The sequence below is a fragment of the Streptomyces sp. Mut1 genome (assembly GCF_030719295.1).
Lineage (GTDB): Bacteria > Actinomycetota > Actinomycetes > Streptomycetales > Streptomycetaceae > Streptomyces > Streptomyces castrisilvae.
Map to the genome: position 1 here is coordinate 552,949 of NZ_CP120997.1, position 23,616 is coordinate 576,564.

The 23,616-nt window shown below is 72.2% G+C and carries 27 protein-coding genes; 12 read left to right on the forward strand and 15 right to left on the reverse strand.

The features are described from left to right. The first annotated feature begins 83 nt into the window (after nt 1-83). Nucleotides 84-260 (forward strand): DUF8839 family protein, encoded by a 177-nt coding sequence (locus P8A18_RS02110; RefSeq protein WP_018550895.1) that lies wholly within the window; start codon nt 84-86, stop codon nt 258-260. 57 nt (nt 261-317) lie between these two features. On the opposite strand, the gene P8A18_RS02115 is transcribed toward P8A18_RS02110, so the two are convergent. Next, nucleotides 318-584 (reverse strand): hypothetical protein, encoded by a 267-nt coding sequence (locus tag P8A18_RS02115; protein ID WP_018550894.1) that lies wholly within the window; start codon nt 582-584, stop codon nt 318-320. 298 nt (nt 585-882) lie between these two features. Here P8A18_RS02115 and P8A18_RS02120 point away from each other — a divergent pair, with 298 nt between their 5' ends. Then, entirely contained in the window at nt 883-1,278 is a 396-nt protein-coding gene (locus P8A18_RS02120; RefSeq protein WP_306051219.1) for an excalibur calcium-binding domain-containing protein, read from the forward strand. A gap of 372 nt (nt 1,279-1,650) precedes the next feature. Continuing rightward, complete coding sequence (locus tag P8A18_RS02125) at nt 1,651-3,687, forward strand: NPCBM/NEW2 domain-containing protein (protein WP_306051221.1); 2,037 nt, start codon at nt 1,651-1,653, stop codon at nt 3,685-3,687. A 90-nt stretch (nt 3,688-3,777) separates the two neighbouring features. Here P8A18_RS02125 and P8A18_RS02130 read toward each other — a convergent pair whose 3' ends face one another. Further along, on the reverse strand, nt 3,778-4,737 hold the full coding sequence (locus tag P8A18_RS02130) for an ROK family protein (protein ID WP_306051223.1): 960 nt from the start codon (nt 4,735-4,737) through the stop codon (nt 3,778-3,780). A gap of 179 nt (nt 4,738-4,916) precedes the next feature. Here P8A18_RS02130 and P8A18_RS02135 point away from each other — a divergent pair, with 179 nt between their 5' ends. Further along, a complete protein-coding gene (locus tag P8A18_RS02135) occupies nt 4,917-5,945 on the forward strand; it encodes a LacI family DNA-binding transcriptional regulator (protein ID WP_306051225.1) in 1,029 nt (342 codons plus the stop codon). An 11-nt stretch (nt 5,946-5,956) separates the two neighbouring features. Here P8A18_RS02135 and P8A18_RS02140 read toward each other — a convergent pair whose 3' ends face one another. The 6 genes from P8A18_RS02140 to P8A18_RS02160 form a co-directional block, all read right to left on the reverse strand. Further along, nucleotides 5,957-7,255 (reverse strand): DUF6986 family protein, encoded by a 1,299-nt coding sequence (locus tag P8A18_RS02140; protein WP_306051227.1) that lies wholly within the window; start codon nt 7,253-7,255, stop codon nt 5,957-5,959. Between the two features lie 166 nt (nt 7,256-7,421). Then, nucleotides 7,422-8,384, reverse strand: coding sequence for an electron transfer flavoprotein subunit alpha/FixB family protein (locus tag P8A18_RS02145; RefSeq protein ID WP_306051229.1), 963 nt, complete (start codon nt 8,382-8,384; stop codon nt 7,422-7,424). 59 nt (nt 8,385-8,443) lie between these two features. Further along, nucleotides 8,444-9,229 (reverse strand): electron transfer flavoprotein subunit beta/FixA family protein, encoded by a 786-nt coding sequence (locus P8A18_RS02150; RefSeq protein WP_306051231.1) that lies wholly within the window; start codon nt 9,227-9,229, stop codon nt 8,444-8,446. Nucleotides 9,230-9,430: 201 nt separating this feature from the next. Then, entirely contained in the window at nt 9,431-9,940 is a 510-nt protein-coding gene (locus P8A18_RS02155; RefSeq protein ID WP_306051233.1) for a flavin reductase family protein, read from the reverse strand. 43 nt (nt 9,941-9,983) lie between these two features. Continuing rightward, nucleotides 9,984-10,127 (reverse strand): putative leader peptide, encoded by a 144-nt coding sequence (locus P8A18_RS34250; RefSeq protein WP_371933752.1) that lies wholly within the window; start codon nt 10,125-10,127, stop codon nt 9,984-9,986. Nucleotides 10,128-10,136: 9 nt separating this feature from the next. Further along, nucleotides 10,137-10,466 carry a TlpA family protein disulfide reductase gene (locus P8A18_RS02160; protein WP_371933629.1) on the reverse strand — a complete coding sequence of 110 codons (330 nt, stop codon included), beginning with the start codon at nt 10,464-10,466 and terminating at the stop codon, nt 10,137-10,139. Nucleotides 10,467-10,682: 216 nt separating this feature from the next. On the opposite strand from P8A18_RS02160, the gene P8A18_RS02165 reads away from it, so the two are divergent. Continuing rightward, nucleotides 10,683-11,405: a lysophospholipid acyltransferase family protein gene (locus P8A18_RS02165; RefSeq protein WP_306051235.1), complete on the forward strand. Its 723-nt coding sequence runs from the start codon at nt 10,683-10,685 to the stop codon at nt 11,403-11,405. A gap of 70 nt (nt 11,406-11,475) precedes the next feature. On the opposite strand, the gene P8A18_RS02170 is transcribed toward P8A18_RS02165, so the two are convergent. The 3 genes from P8A18_RS02170 to P8A18_RS02180 are packed head-to-tail and all read right to left on the reverse strand — an operon-like array spanning nt 11,476 to nt 14,728. Beyond that, on the reverse strand, nt 11,476-12,558 hold the full coding sequence (locus P8A18_RS02170) for a threonine aldolase family protein (protein WP_306051237.1): 1,083 nt from the start codon (nt 12,556-12,558) through the stop codon (nt 11,476-11,478). Beyond that, entirely contained in the window at nt 12,537-13,304 is a 768-nt protein-coding gene (locus P8A18_RS02175) for an SDR family NAD(P)-dependent oxidoreductase (RefSeq protein WP_018549812.1), read from the reverse strand. The genes P8A18_RS02170 and P8A18_RS02175 overlap by 22 nt, the downstream gene beginning before the upstream one ends. 26 nt (nt 13,305-13,330) lie before the next feature. Then, the gene (locus tag P8A18_RS02180; RefSeq protein ID WP_306051240.1) at nt 13,331-14,728 is read right to left on the reverse strand and encodes a DUF6421 family protein; all 1,398 of its coding nucleotides are present in this window, start codon (nt 14,726-14,728) and stop codon (nt 13,331-13,333) included. A gap of 291 nt (nt 14,729-15,019) precedes the next feature. On the opposite strand from P8A18_RS02180, the gene P8A18_RS02185 reads away from it, so the two are divergent. Further along, nucleotides 15,020-15,703, forward strand: a complete 684-nt coding sequence (locus tag P8A18_RS02185; protein ID WP_026249259.1) for a glycerophosphodiester phosphodiesterase — start codon at nt 15,020-15,022, stop codon at nt 15,701-15,703. 31 nt (nt 15,704-15,734) lie between these two features. Here the strand turns inward: P8A18_RS02185 and P8A18_RS02190 are convergent, their stop codons facing one another. Beyond that, nucleotides 15,735-16,295: a GNAT family N-acetyltransferase gene (locus P8A18_RS02190; protein ID WP_306051242.1), complete on the reverse strand. Its 561-nt coding sequence runs from the start codon at nt 16,293-16,295 to the stop codon at nt 15,735-15,737. A 243-nt stretch (nt 16,296-16,538) separates the two neighbouring features. On the opposite strand from P8A18_RS02190, the gene P8A18_RS02195 reads away from it, so the two are divergent. The 5 genes from P8A18_RS02195 to P8A18_RS02215 all read left to right on the forward strand — a co-directional run bounded on the left by P8A18_RS02195 (nt 16,539) and on the right by P8A18_RS02215 (nt 19,969). Continuing rightward, nucleotides 16,539-17,126, forward strand: coding sequence for a DUF5134 domain-containing protein (locus P8A18_RS02195; protein WP_306051244.1), 588 nt, complete (start codon nt 16,539-16,541; stop codon nt 17,124-17,126). 86 nt (nt 17,127-17,212) lie between these two features. Next, nucleotides 17,213-18,148, forward strand: coding sequence for a M56 family metallopeptidase (locus tag P8A18_RS02200; RefSeq protein ID WP_306051246.1), 936 nt, complete (start codon nt 17,213-17,215; stop codon nt 18,146-18,148). A gap of 130 nt (nt 18,149-18,278) precedes the next feature. After that, nucleotides 18,279-18,971 carry a phosphatase PAP2 family protein gene (locus P8A18_RS02205; RefSeq protein ID WP_306051248.1) on the forward strand — a complete coding sequence of 231 codons (693 nt, stop codon included), beginning with the start codon at nt 18,279-18,281 and terminating at the stop codon, nt 18,969-18,971. A 46-nt stretch (nt 18,972-19,017) separates the two neighbouring features. After that, a complete protein-coding gene (locus tag P8A18_RS02210; RefSeq protein WP_306051250.1) occupies nt 19,018-19,719 on the forward strand; it encodes an HAD family hydrolase in 702 nt (233 codons plus the stop codon). A gap of 70 nt (nt 19,720-19,789) precedes the next feature. Then, entirely contained in the window at nt 19,790-19,969 is a 180-nt protein-coding gene (locus P8A18_RS02215) for a hypothetical protein (RefSeq protein WP_306051251.1), read from the forward strand. Between the two features lie 206 nt (nt 19,970-20,175). Here P8A18_RS02215 and P8A18_RS02220 read toward each other — a convergent pair whose 3' ends face one another. After that, entirely contained in the window at nt 20,176-20,526 is a 351-nt protein-coding gene (locus P8A18_RS02220) for an ArsR/SmtB family transcription factor (RefSeq protein WP_306060624.1), read from the reverse strand. 170 nt (nt 20,527-20,696) lie between these two features. On the opposite strand from P8A18_RS02220, the gene P8A18_RS02225 reads away from it, so the two are divergent. Next, a complete protein-coding gene (locus P8A18_RS02225) occupies nt 20,697-21,281 on the forward strand; it encodes a YdeI/OmpD-associated family protein (protein WP_306051253.1) in 585 nt (194 codons plus the stop codon). 15 nt (nt 21,282-21,296) lie between these two features. Here P8A18_RS02225 and P8A18_RS02230 read toward each other — a convergent pair whose 3' ends face one another. Continuing rightward, on the reverse strand, nt 21,297-22,376 hold the full coding sequence (locus P8A18_RS02230) for an aldose epimerase family protein (RefSeq protein WP_306051255.1): 1,080 nt from the start codon (nt 22,374-22,376) through the stop codon (nt 21,297-21,299). A 101-nt stretch (nt 22,377-22,477) separates the two neighbouring features. Then, the gene (locus P8A18_RS02235) at nt 22,478-23,512 is read right to left on the reverse strand and encodes a LacI family DNA-binding transcriptional regulator (protein ID WP_018549800.1); all 1,035 of its coding nucleotides are present in this window, start codon (nt 23,510-23,512) and stop codon (nt 22,478-22,480) included. Nucleotides 23,513-23,616 lie beyond the last annotated feature (104 nt).

Below are 23,616 nucleotides of genomic sequence, written 5' to 3' on the forward strand. Positions count from 1 at the left end.
ACCGGACCGCCTCCCCGGCCGTAACGGCGGGGGCCGCACGTCGTTGGAGCGGACAGCAGAAATGGAACGACAGGGGGTGGACCATGCGTCGCACCGTGCTTGAGCAGTTCCCCGCCGGGGGTCCCCGGGGCAGTTGGCCCGCGGAGGAGTTCGCGGCGGCCCGCCGTGGCGAAGGGGTCGCGGCCGAGGTCGTGATGGACCTGGAGCAGGACGCGTTCCTCGTGGTCGTGCCGCAGCAGGCGTCGGACCGGGGCCGCTGAGGCCCGGGACGCACGGCGCCGTCGGCGCGCGCCCGGGAGCGGCGGGGCGGCCGGGACTCAGGGTGTGTCGCCGCGCCAGTCCCACTTGCCCGGCTCGTCGGCGCGCGGCCCGTACTCGGCGCGGCCGCCCGGCCCGTACGCGCCGATCTCGGTGACCAGGGCGGAGCCGTCGGCCAGGGCCACCGGCGTCCAGCCGGTCACGTCGAGGAGCAGGCCGTCGAGCGGCCCGCCCACCAGCTCCCGGTACTCCCTGCCGGGCCGGGGGCCGGGGTCGGGGTCGTCGTGGTCGGCGCCGTACACCCGCCGTCGCATGATCTCGTCCATGCATGCAGGATCGCACCCGCCACTGACATCGACGGCGGCACGCGGGCCGTGGCGGCCCATGCGCTTCACCCTTCGGTCACAACTCCATCACTAGCGGATTATCTGCCTCCCCTGCGTCCTGCGGCCTGGCTACGGTCGTCTCTCCATATATCTCCTGGGGGGACCCATGTCGCACAACCCGCCTCCGCAGCCGCCGCCTTGGGGGCAGCCGCCGCAGCCCACGCCGTTAGGCCCGGCGCCCGCCGGCAGCGCACCCCGCTGGGCGCGGAAACGTATCGTCCTTCCGGCCGCCGCCGTCGTGTTCGTCATCGGCATCGGCGTGGGCGGCGCCGCTCAGAGCTCCGGCTCGGACGCCGAGGCGGCGGCGAAGTCGTCGCCCGCGCCGGCCGTCACCGCCACGGTGACCCGCACCACCGCGCCCGAGCCCGCGGTGACCGAGACCGTCACGGCGAGCCCGAAGCCGGCGCCCACCGTCACGAAGACCAGGACCATCGAGGTCACCGTCGCACCCGAGGACCCCGCCGGCAGCGCGGACGACCCGGGCTCGGGCGGCTCCGGCTCGGGCGGCGGCAGTTCCCCGTACTACGCGAACTGCACCGCCGTACGCACGGCCGGCGCGGCCCCCATCCACCGGGGCGAGCCCGGTTACGGCCGCCACCTCGACCGTGACGGGGACGGCGTCGCCTGCGAATAGGGCAGGGACCCGCGCGTTCCGGGCGCCATCGCCTCTCGGTCCTGCCGCCGACCGCCCGCCGGCGGCAGGACCGGGCTCCCCGTCACCCCTTGCCGGCTCCGACGGGACATCCGACGCCCCGCGAACCCGCCGGGCAGATCCGATCCGTCGTACGAGCACGCCGTGACGATCCCGGCCCCCGAGGCAAGCGAACACAACCGAACGTGCGATTGGATCCCGGTCTCATCAAGGGACACAGTCAAGGGCTTTGACGAGATACAAACCATCGGCACCCACCCCCTTCCAACAGACTTCAACACGCTCTAACGTAATCGCTCGCCTGGCATGCACATGTCGCCACATGATCCGGCACGAGTACGGAGGAACGTAACGATGCGTCATCTTCCAAGCCGTCCCACCCGCGCGAGCCGCCACAGAATCCTCGGAGCCCTCACCGCGGGCCTGTTGTGCACGGCCGGAGCCGTGGTGCCCGCCGCCGCGCACTCCCCCGCCCCCGCGGCGACGGCCGGCGCACAGGCCGCGAACGGGCTCGCCCTCACCCCGCCCATGGGGTTCAACAACTGGAACTCCACGCATTGCCGCGCCGAGTTCGACGAGTCGATGGTCAAGGGCATCGCCGACATCTTCGTCGAGAAGGGGCTCAAGGACGCCGGATACGAGTACGTCAATCTGGACGACTGCTGGGCCGTACCGCAGCGCGATGCCGACGGCAAGCTGGAAGCCGATCCGGTGCGGTTCCCCAACGGCATCAAAGCCGTCGCCGACTACGTCCACTCGAAGGGGCTCAAGCTCGGGATCTACACCAGCGCCGGTACCAGGACCTGCGACAGCGTGGGCCTCCCCGGCGCGCTCGGCCACGAGTTCAGCGACGCCCAGCAGTTCGCCGACTGGGGCGTCGACTATCTGAAGTACGACAACTGCAACAACCAGGGCGTGGACGCGAAGGAGCGCTATACGACGATGCGGGACGCGCTGGCCGCGACCGGCCGTCCGATCGTCTACAGCATCTGCGAATGGGGCCAGAACAAGCCCTGGGAGTGGGCCGCCGGACTGGGCAACCTCTGGCGCACCACGGGCGACATCAACGACAGCTGGGGCAGCATGCTGTCGATCATGAAGCAGAACCTCCCGCTCGCCGCCGCGGCCGGCCCCGGCCACTGGAACGACCCCGACATGCTGGAGGTCGGGAACGGCGGGATGACGGACACCGAGTACCGCACCCACTTCTCGATGTGGTCGGTGATGGCGGCCCCGCTGCTCATCGGCTCCGATCTGCGCACGGCCACGCAGGAGACGTTCGACATCCTCTCCAACGAGGAGGTCATCGCCGTCGACCAGGATCCGCTGGGCAGACAGGGTGAGGTGCTGTCATCGGACGGCGGACGCTGGGTCGTCGCCAAGGAGATGCGGGACGGCAGCCGGGTGGTGGCGCTGTTCAACGAGACGGACAGCGCCCAGCGCGTCTCCACGACGGCCGCCGCGGTGGGCCTGCCGCAGGCCTCCGCGTACACCGTGCGCGACCTGTGGGAGCACACCACCCGCAACACGGCGGGCAGCCTCTCGGCGACCGTGCCGGCCCATGGCACGGTGCTGCTGCGCGTGGCCGCCGACCACCGCTGGGCCGCCCATCCGCCCGCCGTGGAACTCGCCCTGGAGGGAAGCCCGTTGGTTCAGGCGGGCCGCACGGCCACGCTGACGACCGAGGTGACCGACCTGGGCCGCACGCCCGCGCTCACGGTGTCGGCCGCGCTCACCGGGCCGGCCGGCTGGCAGGTGAAGGCGGCTTCGGCGACCGGGACGGCGGCCCTGCCCACGGGCCGGGCGCTGACCACCCGCTGGCGGGTGACACCTCCGGCCGACGCGCCGCCCGGCGGCTACGACCTCACGATCACCACGCGCTACCGCTCCCTCACCGGGAAGCGGGTGGCCTCCTCCGTTCCGGTCCGTGCCCATGTGGTGGTCGCGCCCCCGGCCGGCGGCGGCCACCTCAGCGATCTGCCGCAGCTCAGCGCGTCCAACGGCTACGGGCCCGTCGAGAAGGACACCAGCAACGGGGAGAGCGCGGCGGGCGACGGTCACCCGCTGACCATCGGCGGCGAGGGGTTCGCCAAGGGGCTCGGGGTGCACGCGGCCAGCAGCGTCGAGTACTACGCGGGCGGCGCGTGCCCCACCGTGACGGCCCAGGTCGGGGTCGACGACGAGAAGGGGGCCGCGGGAACCGTGACGTTCGAGATCTGGGCGGACGGCACGAAGGCCGCGTCCACCGGGGTACTGACCAACGCGATGGCGCCCCAGTCGCTCTCGGCGGACGTGAGCGGGGCACAGGTCGTCCGCCTGGTGGTCACGGACGGAGGTGACGGCGTCGACTCCGACCACGCGGACTGGGCGGACCTGCGCATCACCTGCTGAACCCGGCGGGCGTGGGTGACGGCCGCGCCCCGCCGCCCGGATGACGGGGCGCCCGGTCCGGCCGTGAGGGGCCGGCCGGGCGCCCCGTCCTCAGTGGGCCCTGGCCGGTATGCCCGCGCCCGTGCGCGTGGCGAGGGCGGCCGCCGCCGCGCCGACCAGCCCCGCGTCGTTGCCCATGACGGCGGGCGCCACCGTCAGCTGCTGCACGAACGACAGCGTGGCGTACCGGCGCAGGGCGCTACGCAGCGGCGCGAACAGCAGATCGCCGGCGCCGGCCACGCCGCCGCCGATCACCGCGATGTCGACATCGACCAGGGTCGCCGTCGCGGCGATCCCGGCGGCCAGCGCCTGCGCGGCGCGCTCGAAGGAGGCCACGGCGACCGGGTCGCCCGCCCGTGCCGCCGCCGCGACGGCCACCGCGGACGCGTCCCCGTCCGGGCCGGGCCGCCAGCCGTTCTCCAGCGCGCGGCGGGCGATGTTGGGGCCGCTCGCTATGCGCTCGACGCAGCCGCGCGCCCCGCACGGGCACGGGTCGCCGTCGAGGTCCACGCTGATGTGCCCGATGTGGCCGGCGTTGCCGCTGGGGCCCGGGTGGAGGGCGCCGCCGAGGACGAGCCCCCCGCCGACACCGGTCGAGACGACCATGCACAGCGCGTTGTCGTGGCCGCGGGCCGCGCCGAGCCAGTGCTCCGCGGCGGTGATGGCCACCCCGTCGCCGACCAGCGTGACCGGAAGGCCGCCCGTGGCGTCGCCGACCCGCTCCACCAGCGGGAAGCCCCGCCAGCCGGGCACGTTGACCGGGCTGACCGTCCCGCCGGCCGCGTCCACCGGGCCCGCGCTGCCGATGCCGACAGCCGTGGCCTCGCCCCAGCGCGGCGAGGCGGCCAGCTCGGCCAGGACGCCGTTCACCGCCTCCATGACCCGCTCGCCGCTCTCCCGGGCGGGCGTCGGACGCTGTGCCCGTACGACGAGCGTGCCGTCCCGGTCCACCAACGCACCGGCGATCTTGGTGCCTCCGATATCGAGGGCGGCGACGAGGTCGGTATGCATCGGTGTGGCTCCGGGTGGTGAGGGCGGGACCTGCGGCTCAAGCAGACAGTCTGCCCAGTCTCCATTCCCTTGACAACGTTGTCCAGGGCCTATGCTCGACGCCACACCCTCCGGGACCCCTCCGCGGCAGCCGTCGCGGCCCCGCCGGACCGCCCGCACCGACGACAGGACAGCGCACCGTGGCCGAGACCACCCGTCATCCCGAGCCCCGTTACGGCAACCGGCCCACCATGAAGGACGTGGCCGCCCGAGCCGGGGTGGGCCTCAAGACGGTCTCGCGGGTGGTCAACAGCGAGCCGGGCGTCACGCCCGACACCGAGCGCCGGGTCCAGGAGGCCATCGACGCGCTGGGCTTCCGCCGCAACGACAGCGCCCGCGTGCTGCGCAAGGGCCGCACCGCCTCGATCGGCCTGGTCCTGGAGGATCTGGCGGACCCCTTCTACGGACCGCTGAGCCGCGCGGTGGAGGAGGTGGCCCGCGCGCACGGCGCCCTGCTGATCAACGGTTCGAGCGCCGAGGACCCGGAGCGGGAACAGGAGCTGGTCCTCGCCCTGTGCGCGCGCCGGGTCGACGGGCTGATCGTGATTCCGGCCGCCGACGACCACCGCTACCTGGAGCCGGAGATCAAGGCCGGGATCGCGACGGTCTTCGTGGACCGCCCGGCCGGGCGGATCGAGGCGGACATGGTGCTCTCGGACAGCTTCGGCGGCGCCCGTGAGGGCGTCGCCCATCTGATCGCGCACGGCCACCGCCGGATCGGTTTCATCGGCGACCAGCCGCGCATCCATACCGCGACCGAGCGGCTGCGCGGCTACCACGCCGCGATGGCGGACGCCGGGATAACCGTCGAGGAATCCTGGGTGTCGCTGGGCTCCACGGAGCCGGACCGGGTCCGCGCGGCCGCCGAGAAGATGCTCGGCGGCCCGGAGCCCGTGACGGCCCTCTTCTCGGGCAACAACCGGGTGACGGTGACCGCGGTCCGCGTCCTGGCGGAGCGCGAGCGGCGGGCCGCCCTGGTCGGATTCGACGACATCGAGCTGGCCGACCTGCTCGGCATCACCGTCATCTCCCAGGACGCCGCGGCCGTGGGCCGCACCGCCGCCGAGCACCTCTTCCGGCGTCTCGACGGGGCGGACCACACGCCGGCGCGCGTGGAGCTCCCGACCCGGCTGATCGCGCGGGGTTCGGGCGAGCTGCCGCCGGCCTGAGCGGCGCTTTCTCAGGGCGCGGTGACCGTCAGGGTGCCGCGCCGGGGCGAGGCGAAGGCGTCGAGGTCCGCGCGGGTCAGGCCGGTCAGGCGGGCCACCTCCGCGGTGTCCAGGGCGCCGCAGTCGATACCGCGCAGCAGATAGCCGCTGAGCGCCTTGGCGGTGGCGGGCTCGTCCATGACGTCACCGCCCGCCTTGGCCACGTACGCGGCGAGCCGGGAGGCGGCCTGTTCCAGGCCCTCGCGGTAGAACGTGTAGACGGCCGCGTAACGCGTGGGCAGGTGGCCCGGGTGCATGTCCCAGCCCTGGTAGTAGGCACGGGCCAGGGCGCGCCGCGTGAGGCCGTAGTGCAGCCGCCACGCCTCGTGGACGCGGGGGGTGGGGCCGACGGGCAGGACGTTGGTCGAGCCGTCGCTGACGCGGACGCCGGTGCCCGCGGCGGCCACCTGCATGACGGCCTTGGCGTGGTCGGCCGCCGGGTGGTCGCTCGCCTGGTAGGCGGCGCTGACGCCGACGCACGCGCTGTAGTCGAAGGTTCCGTAGTGCAGACCGGTCGCGCGCCCCTGGGCCGCGTCGATCATCCGGGCCACGGCGGCGGTGCCGTCGGCGGCGAGGATGGACTGGCTGGTCTCGATCTGGATCTCGAAGCCGATGCGTCCGGACGGCAGCCCGTGCGTCTGCTCGAAGGCTTCGAGCAGCTGGACGAAGGCGGTGACCTGCTCGGGGTACGTCACCTTGGGCAGAGTGAGGACGAGCCCTTCGGGCAGGCCGCCCGCCCGGATCAGGCCGGTGAGGAAGACGTCCGTGGTGCGGATGCCGCGGTCGCGCACCGCGGCCTCCATGCACTTCATCCGGATGCCCATGTACGGGGCCGCCGTGCCCCGCGCGTACGCATCCGCGACGAGCCGGGCCGCGCGGGCCGCCGTCTCGTCCTCCTCGGCGTCGGAGCGGGGCCCGTAGCCGTCCTCGAAGTCGATCCGGAGGTCCTCGACCGGCTCGCGCTCCAGCTTGGCGCGCACCCGGTCGTGGACCGGCCCGGCGAGTTCGTCCGGGATGCCGAGGACCGCGGCGAGGGCGGCCGCGTCGGGGGCGTGCTCGTCGAGCGCCTTCAGCGCTTCGTCGCCCCAGGTGCGCAGCGTGCCGGCCGTGAAGGTGTCGCCCGGTACGTAGACCGTGTGGACGGGCTGGCGGGTGCCGGGGTCGCCGGGGTAGCGGCGGGCGAGTTCGGCGTCCACCGCCGTGAGGGAGGCACTGATCCCGTCGCTGACCGCACCGGCGAGGCTCGCCGCCACCTTCTCCTGCTGACCCATGTCCGCACCCTCCACGCTCTACAGTTTCCGCTTCCCGGAATCAACAATCCGTATAGTGAAGTTATAAGGACGGCGGACCGGCGTCAACGGTGACCGGGAACGGCGCGGGGCCGCACGGTGGTTCACCGTGCGGCCCCGGGCCGTCGTTCACGCGCTGTCCTGAGGGTCAGCCCTTGCGGGTGTTGATCTCCTCGGTCAGCTGGGGGACGACGTCGAAGAGGTCGCCGACGACGCCGTAGTCCACGAGGTCGAAGATCGGGGCCTCGGAGTCCTTGTTGACCGCGACGATCGTCTTCGAGGTCTGCATCCCCGCCCGGTGCTGGATCGCGCCGGAGATGCCCGAGGCGATGTACAGCTGCGGCGAGACGGACTTGCCGGTCTGGCCGACCTGGTTGGTGTGCGGGTACCAGCCGGCGTCCACCGCCGCGCGCGAGGCACCTACGGCAGCGCCGAGCGAGTCGGCGAGGGCCTCGATGACCGCGAAGTTCTCCGCGCCGTTGACACCGCGGCCGCCCGAGACCACGATCGCGGCCTCCGTCAGCTCCGGACGCCCCGTCGACTCGCGCGGGGTGCGGGAGAGGACCTTGGTGCCGGTGGCCTGCTCCGAGAAGGAGACCGTGAGGGCCTCGACGGCACCGGCGGCCGGAGCGGCCTCGACCGCGGCGGAGTTCGGCTTGACCGTGATGACCGGAACGCCCTTGGAGACACGGGACTTGGTGGTGAACGAGGCGGCGAACGCGGACTGCGTGGCGACCGGGCCCTGATCGCCGGCTTCCAGGTCGACGGCGTCGGTGATGATGCCGGAGCCGATACGGACCGCGAGGCGGGCCGCGATCTCCTTGGCCTCCGCGGAGGAGGGCAGCAGCACGGCGGCCGGGGACACCGCGTCGTAGGCGGCCTGGAGCGCGTCCACCTTCGGCACGACGAGGTAGTCGGCGAACTCGGGGGCGTCGGCGGTCAGCACCCTGACCGCGCCGTGCTCGGCGAGCGCGGCGGCCGTGTCCGCGGCACCGTTGCCCAGGGCGACGGCGACGGGCTCACCGATGCGGCGGGCGAGCGTCAGCAGCTCCAGGGTGGGCTTGCGGACGGCACCGTCCACGTGGTCGACATAGACGAGAACTTCAGCCATGGGACTTCAATCTCCTGCGTGTGCGAGGTAGGCGGGGATGGTGAGGCAACAGCCGGGGCTCAGATGAACTTCTGGCCCGCAAGGAACCCGGCCAGCTGCTTGCCGCCCTCGCCCTCGTCCTTCACGATCGTGCCCGCGGTGCGGGCCGGACGCTCGGCCGCGGAGTCGACCGCGGTCCAGGAACCCGCCAGACCCACCTCGTCCGCGTCGATACCCAGGTCGTCCAGGTCCAGGGACTTCACCGGCTTCTTCTTCGCCGCCATGATCCCCTTGAACGACGGATACCGGGCCTCACCGGACTGGTCGGTCACCGACACCACCGCCGGCAACGACGCCTCCAGCTCCTCCGACGCACTGTCACCATCACGCCGGCCCCGGACGACACCGCCCTCCACCGACACCTGCGACAGCAACGTCACCTGCGGCACACCCAGCCGCTCCGCCAGCAGCGCCGGAACCACACCCATCGTCCCGTCCGTCGACGCCATCCCCGAGATCACCAGGTCGTAACCCGTCTCCTCGACAGCCTTCGCCAGCACCAGCGACGTACCGATCACATCCGAACCGTGCAGATCGTCGTCCTCGACGTGAACCGCCCTGTCCGCACCCATCGACAACGCCTTGCGCAACGCGTCCTTGGCATCCTCCGGACCCACCGTCAACACGGTGACCTCCGCATCGTCCGCCGCGTCCGCGATCTGCAACGCCTGCTCGACCGCGTACTCGTCCAGCTCCGACAGCAGACCGTCGACATCCTCACGGTCCAACGTCAGGTCATCGGCGAAATGCCGGTCACCGGTCGCGTCGGGCACGTACTTCACACAGACAACGATCCTCAAGCTCACGCCGGCTCTCCTACTGCATCGTCATTTCCGGGCTGCCTTGTTGCACGCAGCATAGGCGCCTGATGGGGCGATTTCCGGTCGGGGCGACCGACGCTCCGACCGTAATATTACTCGCCAGTACACCCAGCGTGTACCCAATGAGCAAGCGCTTTGCACTGTGATCTGCCCAACGCGCGACGCCCGGGAACCAGCCGGGTGCCCTCAGTCTCGCAGAGCCGTGAACGCGCCCCGGTGATAGACCAGCGGCCGGTCACCGCCGCCCACCGGATCTCCCTCGACGACCTGCGCTATCACAATGCGGTGGTCACCCGCCGGAACCCGGGCCACCACCCGGCAGACCAGCCAGGCCAGCACGCCGTCGAGCAGCGGAACGCCTTCCGGGCCGCTGCGCCAAAAGGTGGACGGGCCGAAGCGGTCGGCGCCGCTGCGGGCGAAGGTGGCGGCCAGCTCCCGCTGGTGCTCGCCGAGTATGTGCACGCCGACGTGCTCGGCCTCGGCGATGACCGGCCAGCTGGAGGACGAGGTGCCGACGCCGAAGGAGACGAGGGGCGGCTCGGCGGCCACGGAGCTGAGCGAGGTGGCGGTGAAGCCGACCGGACGGTCGCCGGCCGCGGTGATCACGGCGACTCCCGCGGCATGCCGGCGGAACACCGAGCGCAGGAGATCCGGGGACGCGGTGCGGGGCTCGCCGAGCCCGGGTGATGCCGTCATGGGGAGATCCTTATGCACGTCAGGGATGCGGGGCCGTGGATGTTCAGGCATCCGGACAGCAGGCGCCGGCGGTGCGGACGAGGTCGATGTGCACCCGGCCATGGAGCAGGAGTTCTGACGGCATAGCGTCAGAGTGACGATGCATGGGCGGTGCAGTCAAGGGCGTCCCACGAGGTGGGAGAAGCATCACGGGCCGTCACATCGCCCGCCCGAGCGCGGCGACGACATCGGCGGTGCGCGGCTGCCCGACGGCCCGTCGGACGATGCGGCCGCCGGCGTCGAGGACCAGCACGGTCGGGGTCCGGCTGATGTCCAGGTCGCGTACGAGCGTGAGATGCGCCTCCGCGTCGATCTCCACATGGGCCACCCCTTCGACCATCCCGGCCACCTCGGCGAGGGTGCGACGGGTGGCCCGGCAGGGCTGGCAGAAGGCGGTGGAGAACTGGACGAGAGTGGCCCGCTCCCCCAGTTCCGCGCCGAGTTGGGCCGCGTCCAGCCTGTCCGCATGCGCCTGCCCGTCCACCATGGCCTCCTGTCAGAGTTCTACGCAGAGGGTCAGCGTCTCCGGCCGCCCGGACATTCCCCGGCCGCGCCACGTGACGAGAATCTCGCGCCCCGGGCCCGCCGAGACTGGCCACCGCGTCGCGCATGGGGCACGATCGGGCCAATGCCGAAAACCTACGGCTGCGTAACTTCCGCCGGGAGAACCCTCCACAGGCGCTGAAGAAAGGGTCTTCCCCAGATGGCAGAACTCGTCTATCGACCGGTCATCGGCGCCGCTCGCACGTTTTTCAAGGCGCTCGACCTGAAGATCGACACTCAGGGTTCGGAGCACATCCCGAAGACCGGCGGCGCTGTTCTGGTCAGCAACCACATCAGTTATCTGGACTTCATCTTCACCGGACTCGCGGCACTCCCGCAGAAGCGGCTGGTCCGCTTCATGGCCAAGGAATCCGTTTTCCGGCACAAGGTCTCCGGACCGCTGATGCGCGGCATGAAGCACATTCCCGTGGACCGCGAACAGGGCGAGGACGCGTACGCGCACGCGCTGGCCTCGCTGCGTTCCGGGGAGATCGTCGGAGTGTTCCCCGAGGCGACGATCTCGGAGTCGTTCACGCTGAAGAGCTTCAAGTCGGGCGCGGCGCGCCTGGCGCAGGAGGCGGGGGTTCCGCTGATCCCGATGGCGCTGTGGGGCACGCAGCGGCTGTGGACCAAGGGCCGGCCGCGCAACTTCAAGCGCAACCACATCCCGGTGACCCTGCGGGTGGGCGAGCCCGTGGAGGCCCCCACCGACCAGTACGCGGGCGCCATCACGCGGCGGCTGCGCGAGCGCGTGCAGGAGCTGCTGGAGGCGGCCCAGCGCGCCTATCCGGTGCGCCCGAAGGACGCCAGTGACACCTGGTGGGTGCCCGCCCACCTGGGCGGTACGGCTCCGACGCCGGCCGAGGTGCGCGAGCGCAGCTGACGGCGCGGGTCGCCGAAACGTCACTCCGGGGTGCGGACGACCGTCCGCACCCCGGAGGCGTACTCCGCCGCTACGCGGCCGCCAGCTCCTCCTTGAGCGCGAGGAGGAAGCCGTCGACGTCCTCCTCGGTGGTGTCGAAGGCGCACATCCAGCGCACATCGCCGGCCTGCTCGTCCCAGAAGTAGAAGCGGAAGCGCTTCTGCAGCCGCTCGCTCACCGCGTGCGGCAGCCGCGCGAAGACCGCGTTGGCCTGGACGGGGTAGAGGATCTCCACGCCGCCCACCGCGCGCACGCCCTCGGCGAGCCGCTGGGCCATCGCGTTCGCGTGCCGGGCGTTGCGCAGCCACAGGTCGCCCGCGAGCAGTGCCTCCAGCTGGACGGAGACGAAGCGCATCTTGGAGGCGAGCTGCATCGACAGCTTGCGCAGATGCTTCATCGCGCGGACGGCCTCGGGGTTCAGGACGACGACGGCCTCGCCGAAGATCGCCCCGTTCTTCGTTCCTCCGAAGGAGAGGACGTCAACGCCGACGGTGTTGGTGAACGTGCGCATCGGCACATCCAGGGACGCCGACGCGTTGGCTATGCGGGCCCCGTCGAGGTGGACCTTCATGCCGTGCCCGTGGGCGTGCTCGCAGATGGCGCGGATCTCGTCGGGTGTGTAGACGGTGCCGAGCTCGGTGTTCTGCGTGATCGAGACGACCTGCGGCATGGCGCGGTGCTCGTCGTCCCAGCCGTACGCCTGCCGGTCGATGAGCTCCGGGGTGAGCTTGCCGTCCTCGGTGGGGACGGTCAGCAGTTTGAGGCCGCCGACCCGCTCGGGCGCCCCGCCCTCGTCGACGTTGATGTGGGCGGACTCGGCGCAGATCACGGCGCCCCAGCGGTCGGTCATGGCCTGGAGCGACACCACGTTGGCGCCGGTTCCGTTGAAGACCGGGAAGGCTTCGGCGGTGGGGCCGAAGTGGCTGTGCATCACCCGCTGGAGGTGGCCCGTGTAGTCGTCCTCGCCGTAGGCGATCTGGTGACCGCCGTTGGCGAGGGCCAGTGCCGCGAGGATCTCCGGGTGGGTCCCCGCGTAGTTGTCGCTGGCGAATCCGCGTACCCGCGGGTCGTGGTGGCGACGCGCGTCGGTCTTTACGGTTGCGGGGTCAGCCACAGGCGCTTTCCGTTCACTTCCGGGGCGGGCCGGTCCCAGACGCCGACGATGGCATCGGCCAGTTCCTTGACGTCGGTGAAGCCCGCGAACTTCGCATTCGGGCGCTCGGCGCGCATCGCGTCGTGCACCAGTGCCTTCACGACCAGGATCGCAGCCGCGCTGCGGGGGCCGTCCTCGCCCCCCGCCTTGCGGAAGGCGTCGGCGAGCGCGAGGGTCCACGCCTCGGCCGCGGCCTTGGAGGCGGCGTACGCGGCGTTGCCCGCGGTGGGCTTGCCGGCCCCTGCCGCGCTGGTCAGCAGGTAGCGGCCGCGGTCGCTGCGCGCCAGACCGTCGTAGAAGGCGAGCGAGGTGTGCTGGACCGTGCGGATCAGCAGCTTCTCCAGCAGCGTCCAGTCGGCGGGGTCGGTCTCCGCGAAGCTCGCGCTGCCGCGCCAGCCGCCCACCAGGTGGACGACTCCGTCGATCCGGCCGAACTCCTTCTCGGTCTTGGCCGCCCACTCGCGGGTGGCGGCGAGGTCGAGCAGGTCGACGGTGTCGCCGGTGACGGTGGCCCCGCCGTGGGCGTAGCGGGCCGCGTCGACGGCCTCGGCGAGCCTGGTGGGGTGCGAGTCCGCCGCGACGACGACCGCGCCCGCCTCGGCGAGCCTGAGCAGGGTGGCCCGGCCCGCCGGGCCCGCCGCTCCCGCGACGGCGACCACGGCGCCTTCGAGCGCACCGTTCGCATCGCCCGTGCTAGTTCCGTTCATGGCCTCCGCCTCCTTGTGACCTGTGCTCACGCGGCAGCCTTCCCCGCGTCCGAGGCGGTGATGCCCTTGGTGGAGGCGATCACGTTCTTCAGCTTCTTGGAGAGGGCCTCATAGAACATGCTCAGGGGAAACTCGTCGGGAAGCACGTCGTCCACGAGTTTCCGCGGCGGCTGGGAGAGGTCCAGCGCGTCCGGGCCCTTGGCCCAGCGGGAGCCGGGGTGCGGGGCGAGGTAGGTGGAGACGAGGTCGTACGCCGCGAACCAGTGGACGAGCTTGGGGCGGTCGATGCCGTCCCGGTAGAGCTTCTCGATCTCGGCGCAGAGCTGGTTGGTGACCTGCGGGGCCCGCTCCCAGTCGATCCTGAGCGTGTTGTCGGTCCAGCGCACGACGTCGTGCTTGTGGAGGTAGGCGAAGAGGAGCTGGCCGCCGAGGCCGTCGTAGTTGCGGACGCGCTCGCCGGTGACCGGGAAGCGGAACATCCGGTCGAAGAGCACGGCGTACTGCACGTCGCGGCCGTGGGCGTTGCCCTCGGCCTCCAGCTTCACGGCCTCCTTGAAGGCGGTGAGGTCGCAGCGCAGCTCTTCGAGGCCGTACATCCAGAACGGCTGGCGCTGCTTGATCATGAAGGGGTCGAACGGCAGGTCGCCATGGCTGTGGGTGCGGTCGTGGACCATGTCCCAGAGCACGAAGGCCTGCTCGCAGCGCTGCTGGTCGTCGATCATCGCGCGGATGTCGTCGGGCAGCTCGACGCCGAGGAGATCGACGGAGGCCTCGGTGACACGGCGGAAGCGGGCGGCCTCGCGGTCGCAGAAGATGCCGCCCCAGCTGAAGCGCTCGGGGGCCTCGCGCACGGCGATGGTCTCCGGGAAGAGCACCGCGGAGTTGGTGTCGTAACCGGAGGTGAAGTCCTCGAAGGTGATGCCGCAGAACAGCGGGTTGTCGTAGCGGGTGGCCTCCAGGTCGGCGAGCCACTCGGGCCAGACCATGCGCAGCACGACCGCTTCGAGGTTGCGGTCGGGGTTGCCGTTCTGGGTGTACATGGCGAAGACGACCAGGTGCTGGAGCCCGTCGGCGCGGTCCCTGGCCGGCTGGAAGGCCAGCAGGGAGTCCAGGAAGTCGGGTACGCCGAAGCCGTCGGCGGCCCAGCGGCGCAGGTCGGTGACGAGCGCGCGGTGGTAGGCGGCGTCGTGCGGCAGGAGCGGGGAGAGTTCTTCGACCGCGGCTGTCACCCGGGCGACAGCGGCCTCGGCGAGCGCCTCGGTGGGCGCGCCCTCGGCCTCGAAGTCGATGGAACCGTCCTTCGACTGCCAGGGGCGGATCTCCTCCACGGCATTCTTCAGCGCGGGCCAGGCCGGGTGCTCGACCACCCGCGGTGCGGCAGCTATGCCGCCGGATGCGGCTTCGTGCACAAGAATTTCCGTCATAACACTTCCTCCACGGGAGAACCTCGCGTCTGTCAACCGTATCCATGTGCGACTCTCCAGGACAAGTGGAGCTGTGGAAAATATCCCGTGATTCCCCATGGTCACCGCTGTTTTTCCTGCCGCACGGCGCTTCGACAGCCTCTTCGGTGGGCACACGCCCTGGGGCGGAGAGCCTGCGCCCTTCCGCCGCGAGCCGGGCCCGGGACATTAGGCTGCCGATGCGGCCATGGCGCCGCGCCGTGCGGTATCAGCAGCGCGCGGGAAGCAAGCGTCGACGGAAGTGAGCGTGCCTTGTCTTTTCTCACCATCGGTCATCGCGGGGTGGCGGGGGTCGAGCCGGAGAACACTCTGCGCTCGTTCGTGCACGCCGAGCAGGCCGGCATGGACCTGATCGAGCTGGACCTTCATCTGAGCAAGGACGGCGCGCTGGCCGTCATGCACGACGCCGAGGTGGACCGGACGACCGACGGCTCGGGCCCCATCGCGGAGAAGACCCTTGCCGAGCTGCGCGCGCTGGACGCGGGTCAGGGTGAACGCGTCCCGGTCTTCGAGGAGGTCCTGGACGCCGTGCGCTCCCCGATCCAGGCGGAGATCAAGGACGTGGCCGCCGCGCGCACGCTGGCCGGGGTCATGCGGGAACGTGATCTGGTCGCCCGCGTCGAGGTGATCTCGTTCCACGACGAGGCGATCGCCGAGATCGCGCAGCTGGTTCCGGGGGTGCGGACAGCCCTGGTGGCCAGCAGGTGGGGCGGCGACCTGGTGGACCGTGCGAAGGCGGTGGGGGCCACCCGGCTGGTGCTGAACATCCGGCGCATCACCCTGGAGCTGGTGGAGAAGGCTCACGCCGAGGGGCTGACGGTGGTGGGCTGGACGGTCAATACGCAGGACCAGTTGCGGCTGGCCCGCGGGCTCGGGCTCGACGGCGTGACCACCGACCACCCCGAGATCCGCCGCGCGGGCCGCTTCACCGCGTAGGCAGCGGGCCGCTTCACCGCGTAGGCACGCGTCAGACCTCCCGCGGCAGCTCCTTGATGAGCAGCTCGAAAACGAGGTCGTCGCGCTGGGGGATGCCGAAGCGCTCGTTGCCGTAGGGGAACGGAGTCAGCTCGCCCGTGCGGCGGTAGCCGCGGCGCTCGTACCAGGCGATGAGCTCCTCGCGTACGGAGATCACCGTCATGTGCATCTCCCGCACGCCCCAGGTCTCCCGGACGGTGCGCTCGGCCTCGGCGATGATCACCTTGCCGAGGCCGGCGCCCTGGAGCGCGGGACGGACCGCGAACATACCGAAGTAGGCGGCCTCGCCCCGGTGTTCGAGCTGACAGCAGGCGATCAGAGCGCCGTCGCGCTCCACCACGAGGAGCCGGCTGCCGGAGCCGCCCACCACCTCGCGCACCCCCTGCGGGTCGGTGCGCCGGCCCTGGAGGATGTCCGCCTCGGTGGTCCATCCGGCGCGGCTGCTGTCGCCCCGGTACGCCGACTCGATCAGCTCCACGAGCGCGGTGACGTCCGCGTCCGTCGCGTCGCGGAAGGTCAGCTCTCCCGATTCCCGGGGCGGTGCGGTGTCCATGGCGGGGGCTTCTCCGGTTTCTCTGCAAGGGCGGTGCCGCAGAAGCGTAACGCCCGGGGCCATATCCGTCCCCGGGCGGTTTCACGGGGCTCACCACGGCGGTGCGAGGGGCGCGGGCACCATGCGTATCGCGAGAACACCTCCGGCGCGCGCTCCCCCGCACTCCCGTGAGCCGCATACGGGCCGCCGTCCCCGGGCATCCTCTGGTCGACGGCATGTCGATTCGCTCGGGGGGAGGGCGCTGTGCACGGACCGGCGGTGTCCGGATGGCTGCTGATGACATTGTGCGCGGTGACGGGCGCGTACTGCCTGCTGCGGACCCGGGCGGGCAGTGCGGAGGACCGCAGAACCGCGCGGGCGGAGGCGCTGATGGGCTTCGGCATGGCCGCGATGGCGATTCCGGCCGCCGCGGTCGCCCCGCCCGCCTGGGGATGGAGCGTGTACGCGGTGCTGTTCGGGGTGGCGGCCCTGCGTGCCCTGTGGTTCTCCCGGCGCGACGGCCACCACCTGCACCATCTGGTCGGCTCATCGGCGATGGTCTACATGGCCGTCGTGATGGCCGGGGCCGGCGGCTCGGGCCACGGCGCGCACACGATGGGCTCGCACGGCATGGCCGCCGCGGGTGGCATACCCGTGCTGACCGGGCTGCTCCTCGTCTACTACGCCGTGTACGTGCTGCGCTCGGGCGCCCGGCTCATACCGATGGCCACCGCGGCCTCCGTGGGCGCGGGCGGCGGGCCGGCGCCCGCGTGGGGGGTGGCGCCCGAGCTCGCACCGGCCTGCCGGCTGACCATGGGCATAGCCATGTTCGCGATGCTGCTCACTCTGTGAGACGGCGGGCGGGAGCAATCGTGGCGTGCGTCACTTGGCGCGCGCAGCCGTACCCGTGTGTGGCGCGGCCCTCATAGGCTGACGCCATGTGGGTCTCCCTAGCGCTGCTGCTGCTCGGTGCACTGGCCGCCGTCGTGACTCCGCGACTGATGGCGCGGGCCGAGTGGCCCGAGCGCGAGCCCGTGGTGGCGTTGTGGGTCTGGCAGTGCGTGGTGGCCGGGGTGCTGCTGTCGTTCGGCCTGTCCATGACGTTCAGCGCCGCCGCGGCGTGGCAGGCGGTGCGCGGCCATGTCTTCGCGCCCGCGCCGCACGGCGTCGTCGAGGCGTACGCGCTCGCGGACGACGGGCCGTGGTCGGCGGTGATGGCGGTGCTGCTGGCCTTCGGCGGGGTGTGGACGGCGGCCATGCTGGCCCGGGAGATCCACCGGGCGCACCTGCGGCGCAGGCAGCGGCGGGCCGAACTCCTGGTGCGCGCCCCTCTGATGCCCGGCGAGGAGCCGGGGAGCGGACGTCTCGTGGTCCTTGAGGGCGAGCGCCCGGACGCCTGGTGGCTGCCGGGGGCCGCGCCCCAGCTGGTCATCACCACGGCCGCGCTCGGGCGCCTGAAAGGGCGGCAGCTCGACGCGGTCCTGGCCCATGAGCAGGGCCACGCGCAGGCACGGCACGACTGGCTGCTCAACTGCTCGGAGGCGCTGGCCTCGGGCTTCCCGCAGGTCCCGGTGTTCGCGGCGTTCCGAGGCGAGATGCACCGGCTGGTCGAGCTGGCGGCCGACGATGTGGCCTCGCGGCGCTTCGGCCGGCTGACGATCGCCCTCGCCCTGGTCGAACTCAACGAGGACCGGGGTGTGTTCGGCCCCTGCCCGGCCGGGGACGCGGAGCTGCCGCTGCGGGTGAACCGGCTGCTGGCCCCGGCGGGCCGGCTCACGGCCGCCCGCCGGCTGCGGCTGACCGCCGCGGCGGCCTTCGTACCCGTGGTGCCGCTGCTGGTCGCGTTCGTGCCGGGGCTCAGCGCGCTGGGGTGAGCGGGGGCCGGTGAGCGGGGCCGTTGGGTGTCCGGCGAGCCGGGTGTGATCCCCGACGGGCCGGGCCGAACCGTGTGCCGTCCAGCGTGCTGGGATGGACTCGGGTGGCGGGCTCGGCGAGGATCGTGCCATGCATGTGTCGCCGCGCTCCCTCGTGGACCGCGCCCGCGCCTCTTCGCCGGTCGCCCGCGCGGGGGCCGTCTGCACGGTGCTCGCCGGGGCGCTGACGGCCCTGGTCGTGGCCCGGTGGCAGCCGCTCATGGACCTGGACCGCTCGGTCGCCCGGTCGCTGCACCGGCGGGCGGTGGCCGAGCCCGGCCTCGTCCATGTCAACCGGCTGTTGACGGACTGGCTGTGGGACCCGTGGACGATGCGCGCCCTGGTCGCGGTCGCGGTGGTGACCCTGTGGTGGCGCGGTGCCCGGCCGCTCGCGGTCTGGGTCGCGGCCACGACCGTGCTCTCCTCGCTCCTCCAGCAGGGCGTCAAGGCCGCGGTCGGCCGGGACCGCCCCCGGTGGCCGGACCCGGTGGACTCCGCCACGTACGCCGCCTACCCCTCCGGGCACGCGATGACGGCGACGGTGAGCTGCGGTCTCCTGCTGTGGCTGCTGCACCGGTCCGGGGTCCGGGGCCCGCTGTGGCGGGCGGCCGTGGGAGCGGCGGCCGTCTCGGTGGCCGGGGTCGGTCTCACCCGGGTGTATCTGGGGGTGCACTGGCCGTCCGACGTGCTGGGCGGGTGGCTTCTGGGAGCGGCGCTGGTGGCCCTCGCGGTCCGCGGCTTCGAGCGGTACGCCGCCCGTTCCGGCCCCGGCCGGGTGGCCTGAACAGGGCCTCTTGCCCGCCTCCACCCCGTGGGCGAGGATCGGTGCCATGCCGATCAAGGGTGTGCTCTTCGACTTCTCCGGGACGCTGTTCCGGATCGAATCCGTCCGTTCCTGGCTCGCCGGGGCCCTCGCCGAGCGGGGGGTACGCGTGACCGATGCGGACTTCGAGCGGTACGCGACGGAGCTGGAGGCGGCCGGCGCGCTGCCCGGCGGCCCCAGTCCGCGGCGGATGCCCGAGGAGCTGGCGGAAGGCTGGGCGCACCGCGACGAGAACGCGGAGCTGCACCGCGCGGTGTACACCGGTCTGGCCCGCCAGGTCGCCCTGCCCGACCCGGGGCTGTACGACGTCCTGTACGAACGCCATCTGTCGCCGGACGCCTGGCGCCCCTACCCGGACGCGGCACAGGTGCTGGAGGGGCTGCGTGAGGCCGGGGCCGGGATCGGGGTCGTCAGCAACATCGGCTGGGACCTGCGGCCGGTGTTCCGGGCGCACGGCCTGGACCCGTACGTGGACGCGTACGTCCTCTCCTTCGAGCACGGCGTCCAGAAGCCGGACGCGCGCCTCTTTCACACGGCCTGCACACTTCTGGGACAGCATCCGACGGATGTGGTGATGGTCGGCGACGACCGGGTGGCGGACGGTGGGGCCGCCGCACTGGGCTGCGAGGTGCGGTTCGTGCAGCATGCACCGGTCGACGAGCGGCCCGACGGGCTGCGGGAGCTCGGACTGACCGCGATGGTTGCCTGACAGAGATGTGAGAGATGTCCCTGACGCGCAATGGGTCGGATTGTCACATCGGGGCCGTAGCCTGGTAGGTATGTCCCCGACTTCGTGCCCGTCCAGCTCCGTACGCTCAGCCGCAGTGGTGAATGAAGACATTCGCGACCTGTGGCGGCGCTCGGGCGGCCACCTGTCCCCGGAGGACGAGGAGCAGTACCAGCGTCTGCTGGTCGAGTGGGCCGCCGCCACCAAGGGCAATTCCAGGTCCGCCGCCTGAGGCGCGCGCCGGTTCCGGCGATCCCCTGCGTCGCCGGAACCGGGGCACGGCACTCCGGCCGGTACGGCCGCGCATGGGCCCCGAAGGGCGCCTGCGGGCGGTGGCGGGCCGGGCGGGGCTACAGCATGTCCCGTCGTGGCTGATCGGTCAATGAATTACCGGGCTCCGCCCGTGCGGAGCCCGGGGCGGGATGCGGGCGCGCCCGGTCAGCTCCCGCCGAGGCGGCCGGCCTGGAGCTCCGCCGCTTCGAGGATGCCGGTGAGCAGACCGGGGAACAGCGCCTCCAGGTCGTCGCGCCTGAGCCCGTTCATCTTGGCGGTGCCCCGGTAGGTCTGCCGGACGATGCCGCTCTCGCGGAGCACCCGGAAGTGGTGCGTGGTGGTGGACTTGGTGACCGGCAGGTCGAAACAGGAGCAGGTGAGCTCGCCCTCGGCCGCCGCGAGTTCCCGGACGACGCACAGCCGTACCGGGTCCGAGAGGGCGTGCAGGACCGCTTCGAGCCTGATCTCCTGGCGCGCGGGGTGGGCCAGGGTGCGCGCGCCCGCCGCCGGGGCCATGGTGCTGGCAGAGGTCACGGTGGCTCTCCGTCTCGTCGCTCCGTCCGGGACTCCCATAATACGAGGCTCATCGTAATTTGATGTAGAGGACGGAATCTGTCCTAAAGGCTGCCTAGCGTGGCATGGGTGGCCGGGCAGCGGGTCCGGTGCCGAGCGGAAGGCGCAGCAGGATGACGAGCACGGCCGACACCCCGGAGAACGCCCGGACCTTCGCGTGTGCCGAAAACCTCGAAGCGTGGCTGGAGGAGCATCATGCCGACCGGCCGGGCCTCTGGCTGAAGGTCGCCAAGCGGAATTCGGGCGTGGCGTCGGTGACGGCCGACGAGTACACCGACGCCGTCCTCTGCTTCGGCTGGATCACCGGGCAGCGCAAGTCCTGCGACGAGGTGTACTACCTCCAGCGGATCACGCCCCGCCGTCCGCGCAGCGTCTGGTCGCTGGTCAACGTGGAGAAGGTGGAGGCGCTCGTCGAGGCGGGGCGGATGCGCGCGCCGGGCCTCGCGGAGGTCGAGGCGGCGCGCGCGGACGGGCGGTGGGAGGCCGCGTACCCCTCGCAGAGCCTGGCCACCGTTCCCGCCGATCTCGCCGCCGCGCTGGCGGCGGACGAGGCGGCGGGGGACTTCTTCGGGCGGCTCGGCAGGTCCGACCGCTATCTGGTGCTGCTGCGCCTCATGACGGCGTCCACGCCCGAGGTCAGGCAGGCGCGGCTGCGCAGGGCGGTGGCCGCCATGGCCGAGGGCCGCAAGGTCACCTGACGGGCCCGGCCCACCTCATCCGGGCAGGTCCCGCAGGTGCGGGAAGCGGAACTCGGTGCGGCTGCGGAAGGTCTCGTCCGGGCGCAGGACCGTGCCGGGGTGGTCCGGGCGGTTGGGCGAGTCGGGCAGGTGCTGGGTCTCCAGGCAGACGGCGCTGTGCCGGTCGTGGCGGCCGCCGTCGGCGGTGGCCAGGGTGCCGTCCAGCTGGTTGGCGGTGTAGACCTGGATGCCGGGTTCGGTGGTCCACACCTCCATGACCCGTCCGGCGCCGGGTGCGGCGAGGCGGGCCGCGCGGCGCGGTCCGGCGGGCGTGTCCGGGCCGTTGAGGACCCAGCAGTGGTCGAAGCCGCCGGCCCGGCGCAGCTGCTCGTGCGGGAGCGCGAGGCGTTCCGCGAGGGTCCGCGGTGCGGTCAGGTCGAACGGGGTGCCCCGGACGGGTGCGGCCGGAGCCTCGGGGATGCCGTCCTCGTCGACCGGCAGGTAGCGTTCCGCGTCCACCTGGAGGGTGTGGCCGAGGATGTCGCCCTCGCCCGCGAGGTCGAAGTAGGCGTGGTTGGTGAGGTTGACGACGGTGGCGCGGTCGGTGGTCGCCTCGTAGTCGAGCGCGAGGGTGCCGGCCGTGTCGAGGGTGTACGTCACGGTGACGTCCAGCGCGCCGGGGAACCCCATGTCGCCGTCGGGGCTGTGCAGGGTGAGCCGTACGGTGGCTGCCTCGTCGGTGGCGTCGGCCGCGGCCTCCCAGACGCGGGTGTGGAATCCGTCGGGGCCGCCGTGCAGGGCGTGGCCCCGGTCGGTGGCGGGGACCTGGTACTCCGTGCCGTCGAGGGTGAACCTGCCGTGCGCGATGCGGTTGGCGTAGCGCCCGACGAGCGCGCCGAAGAAGGGGTTCTTGCCCGTGTAGTCGTCCAGGGACGGCAGCGAGCGCACGACCGACGCGGGGTCACCGGTGGTGTCGGGCACGGTGAGACGGTGCAGGATGCCGCCGTAGGTAAGGATCTCGGCCCGGACTCCGGTGCCGGAGTCGAGCGTCAGGACGTCGACGTCCGTGGGCCCATGGGCGCCGAACGGTTTGCGGTTCACGGTGGGGCGAGGCATCAAGGATCCTTGGGGCGATCGGACGGCCGAAGCGGCTGGACGGGCGGACCGGGGACGTATGCGCCGGACTCCCCAGGGGTGGCGGGCAGTCCGGGCGGTGTCTACGGCGCGGCCCGGCCGGCGGCGGGCCGGGGAACGGTGGATTCGCGGATGACGAGCCGGTAGCCGGGCCGGGGCCGCCGGGGTTCGCTGACCTGGTCGCCGGAGAGCCGCTCGACCAGGCTGTCGACGGCGAGCCGGGCGATGGCCTCCTTGTCGGGCGCCACGGTGGTCAGCGTCGTGGCCCCGTAGAGGCTCTCCTCGATGTCGTCGAAACCGACGACCGCGACATCCTCGGGGATGCGCAGGCCGCGCTCGGTGAGGGTGCGCATCGCGCCGATGGCGATGAGGTCGTTGTACGCGAACACGGCGTCGGGCCGCTCGCCCCGGTCCAGGAGCGCGGCCATGGCGGAGGCGCCGTCCTCGCGGCCGTATCCGTCGGTGACGACGACCAGCGACTCGTCCGGCTCGACGCCGGCGGCGGCCAGCTCCTCGCGCCAGCCGCGCAGCCGCAGATGGGCGGGCTGGCGTTCGCGTCCTGTGCGGGAGCCGAGGAAGGCGATCCGGCGGTGGCCGAGGCCCAAGAGGTGGCGTACGGCCTCGCGCGCCGCCGCGACGTTGTCGATCGCGATGTGGTCGTACGGGGCCTCGTACTCGCGCTCGCCGAGCAGGACGAGGGGCGCGGTGTCGGCGCGCGCCATCAGGTCCTCGGTCTCCAGGTGGATCGGGCTGAGGATGAGCCCGTCGATGACATGGGACCGGAAGCCCTGACTGACCAGCAGTTCCTTCTCGCGCAGTCCGCCGGTGTGGTCGACCAGCACGGTGTAGTCGTGCCGGGCGGCCGCATCGACGACGGCGCCGGCCAGCTCCGCGAAGTAGGGGTTGCCGAACTCGGGGACGGCGAGCGCGATGATCCCGGTGCGGCCCTTGCGCAGATGGCGGGCGGTGAGGTTCGGCCGGTAGCCGAGCTCGTCGATGGCCTGCTGCACTCTGGCCCGCATCTTCGGTGTGACGTGCTGATAGTTGTTCACCACGTTGGACACGGTCTTGATGGACACGCCCGCCCGTTGCGCAACGTCCTTGAGGCTGACGCCCACGGCACTCCCTGAATCGACTTGTCGCGCGGTGTCGCGCGGTGGCCCGGCTGTGCCGGTTCGGCTCGATCGGCTCGAACGGTGCCGGGGCCGCGGCGGCGGCCCCG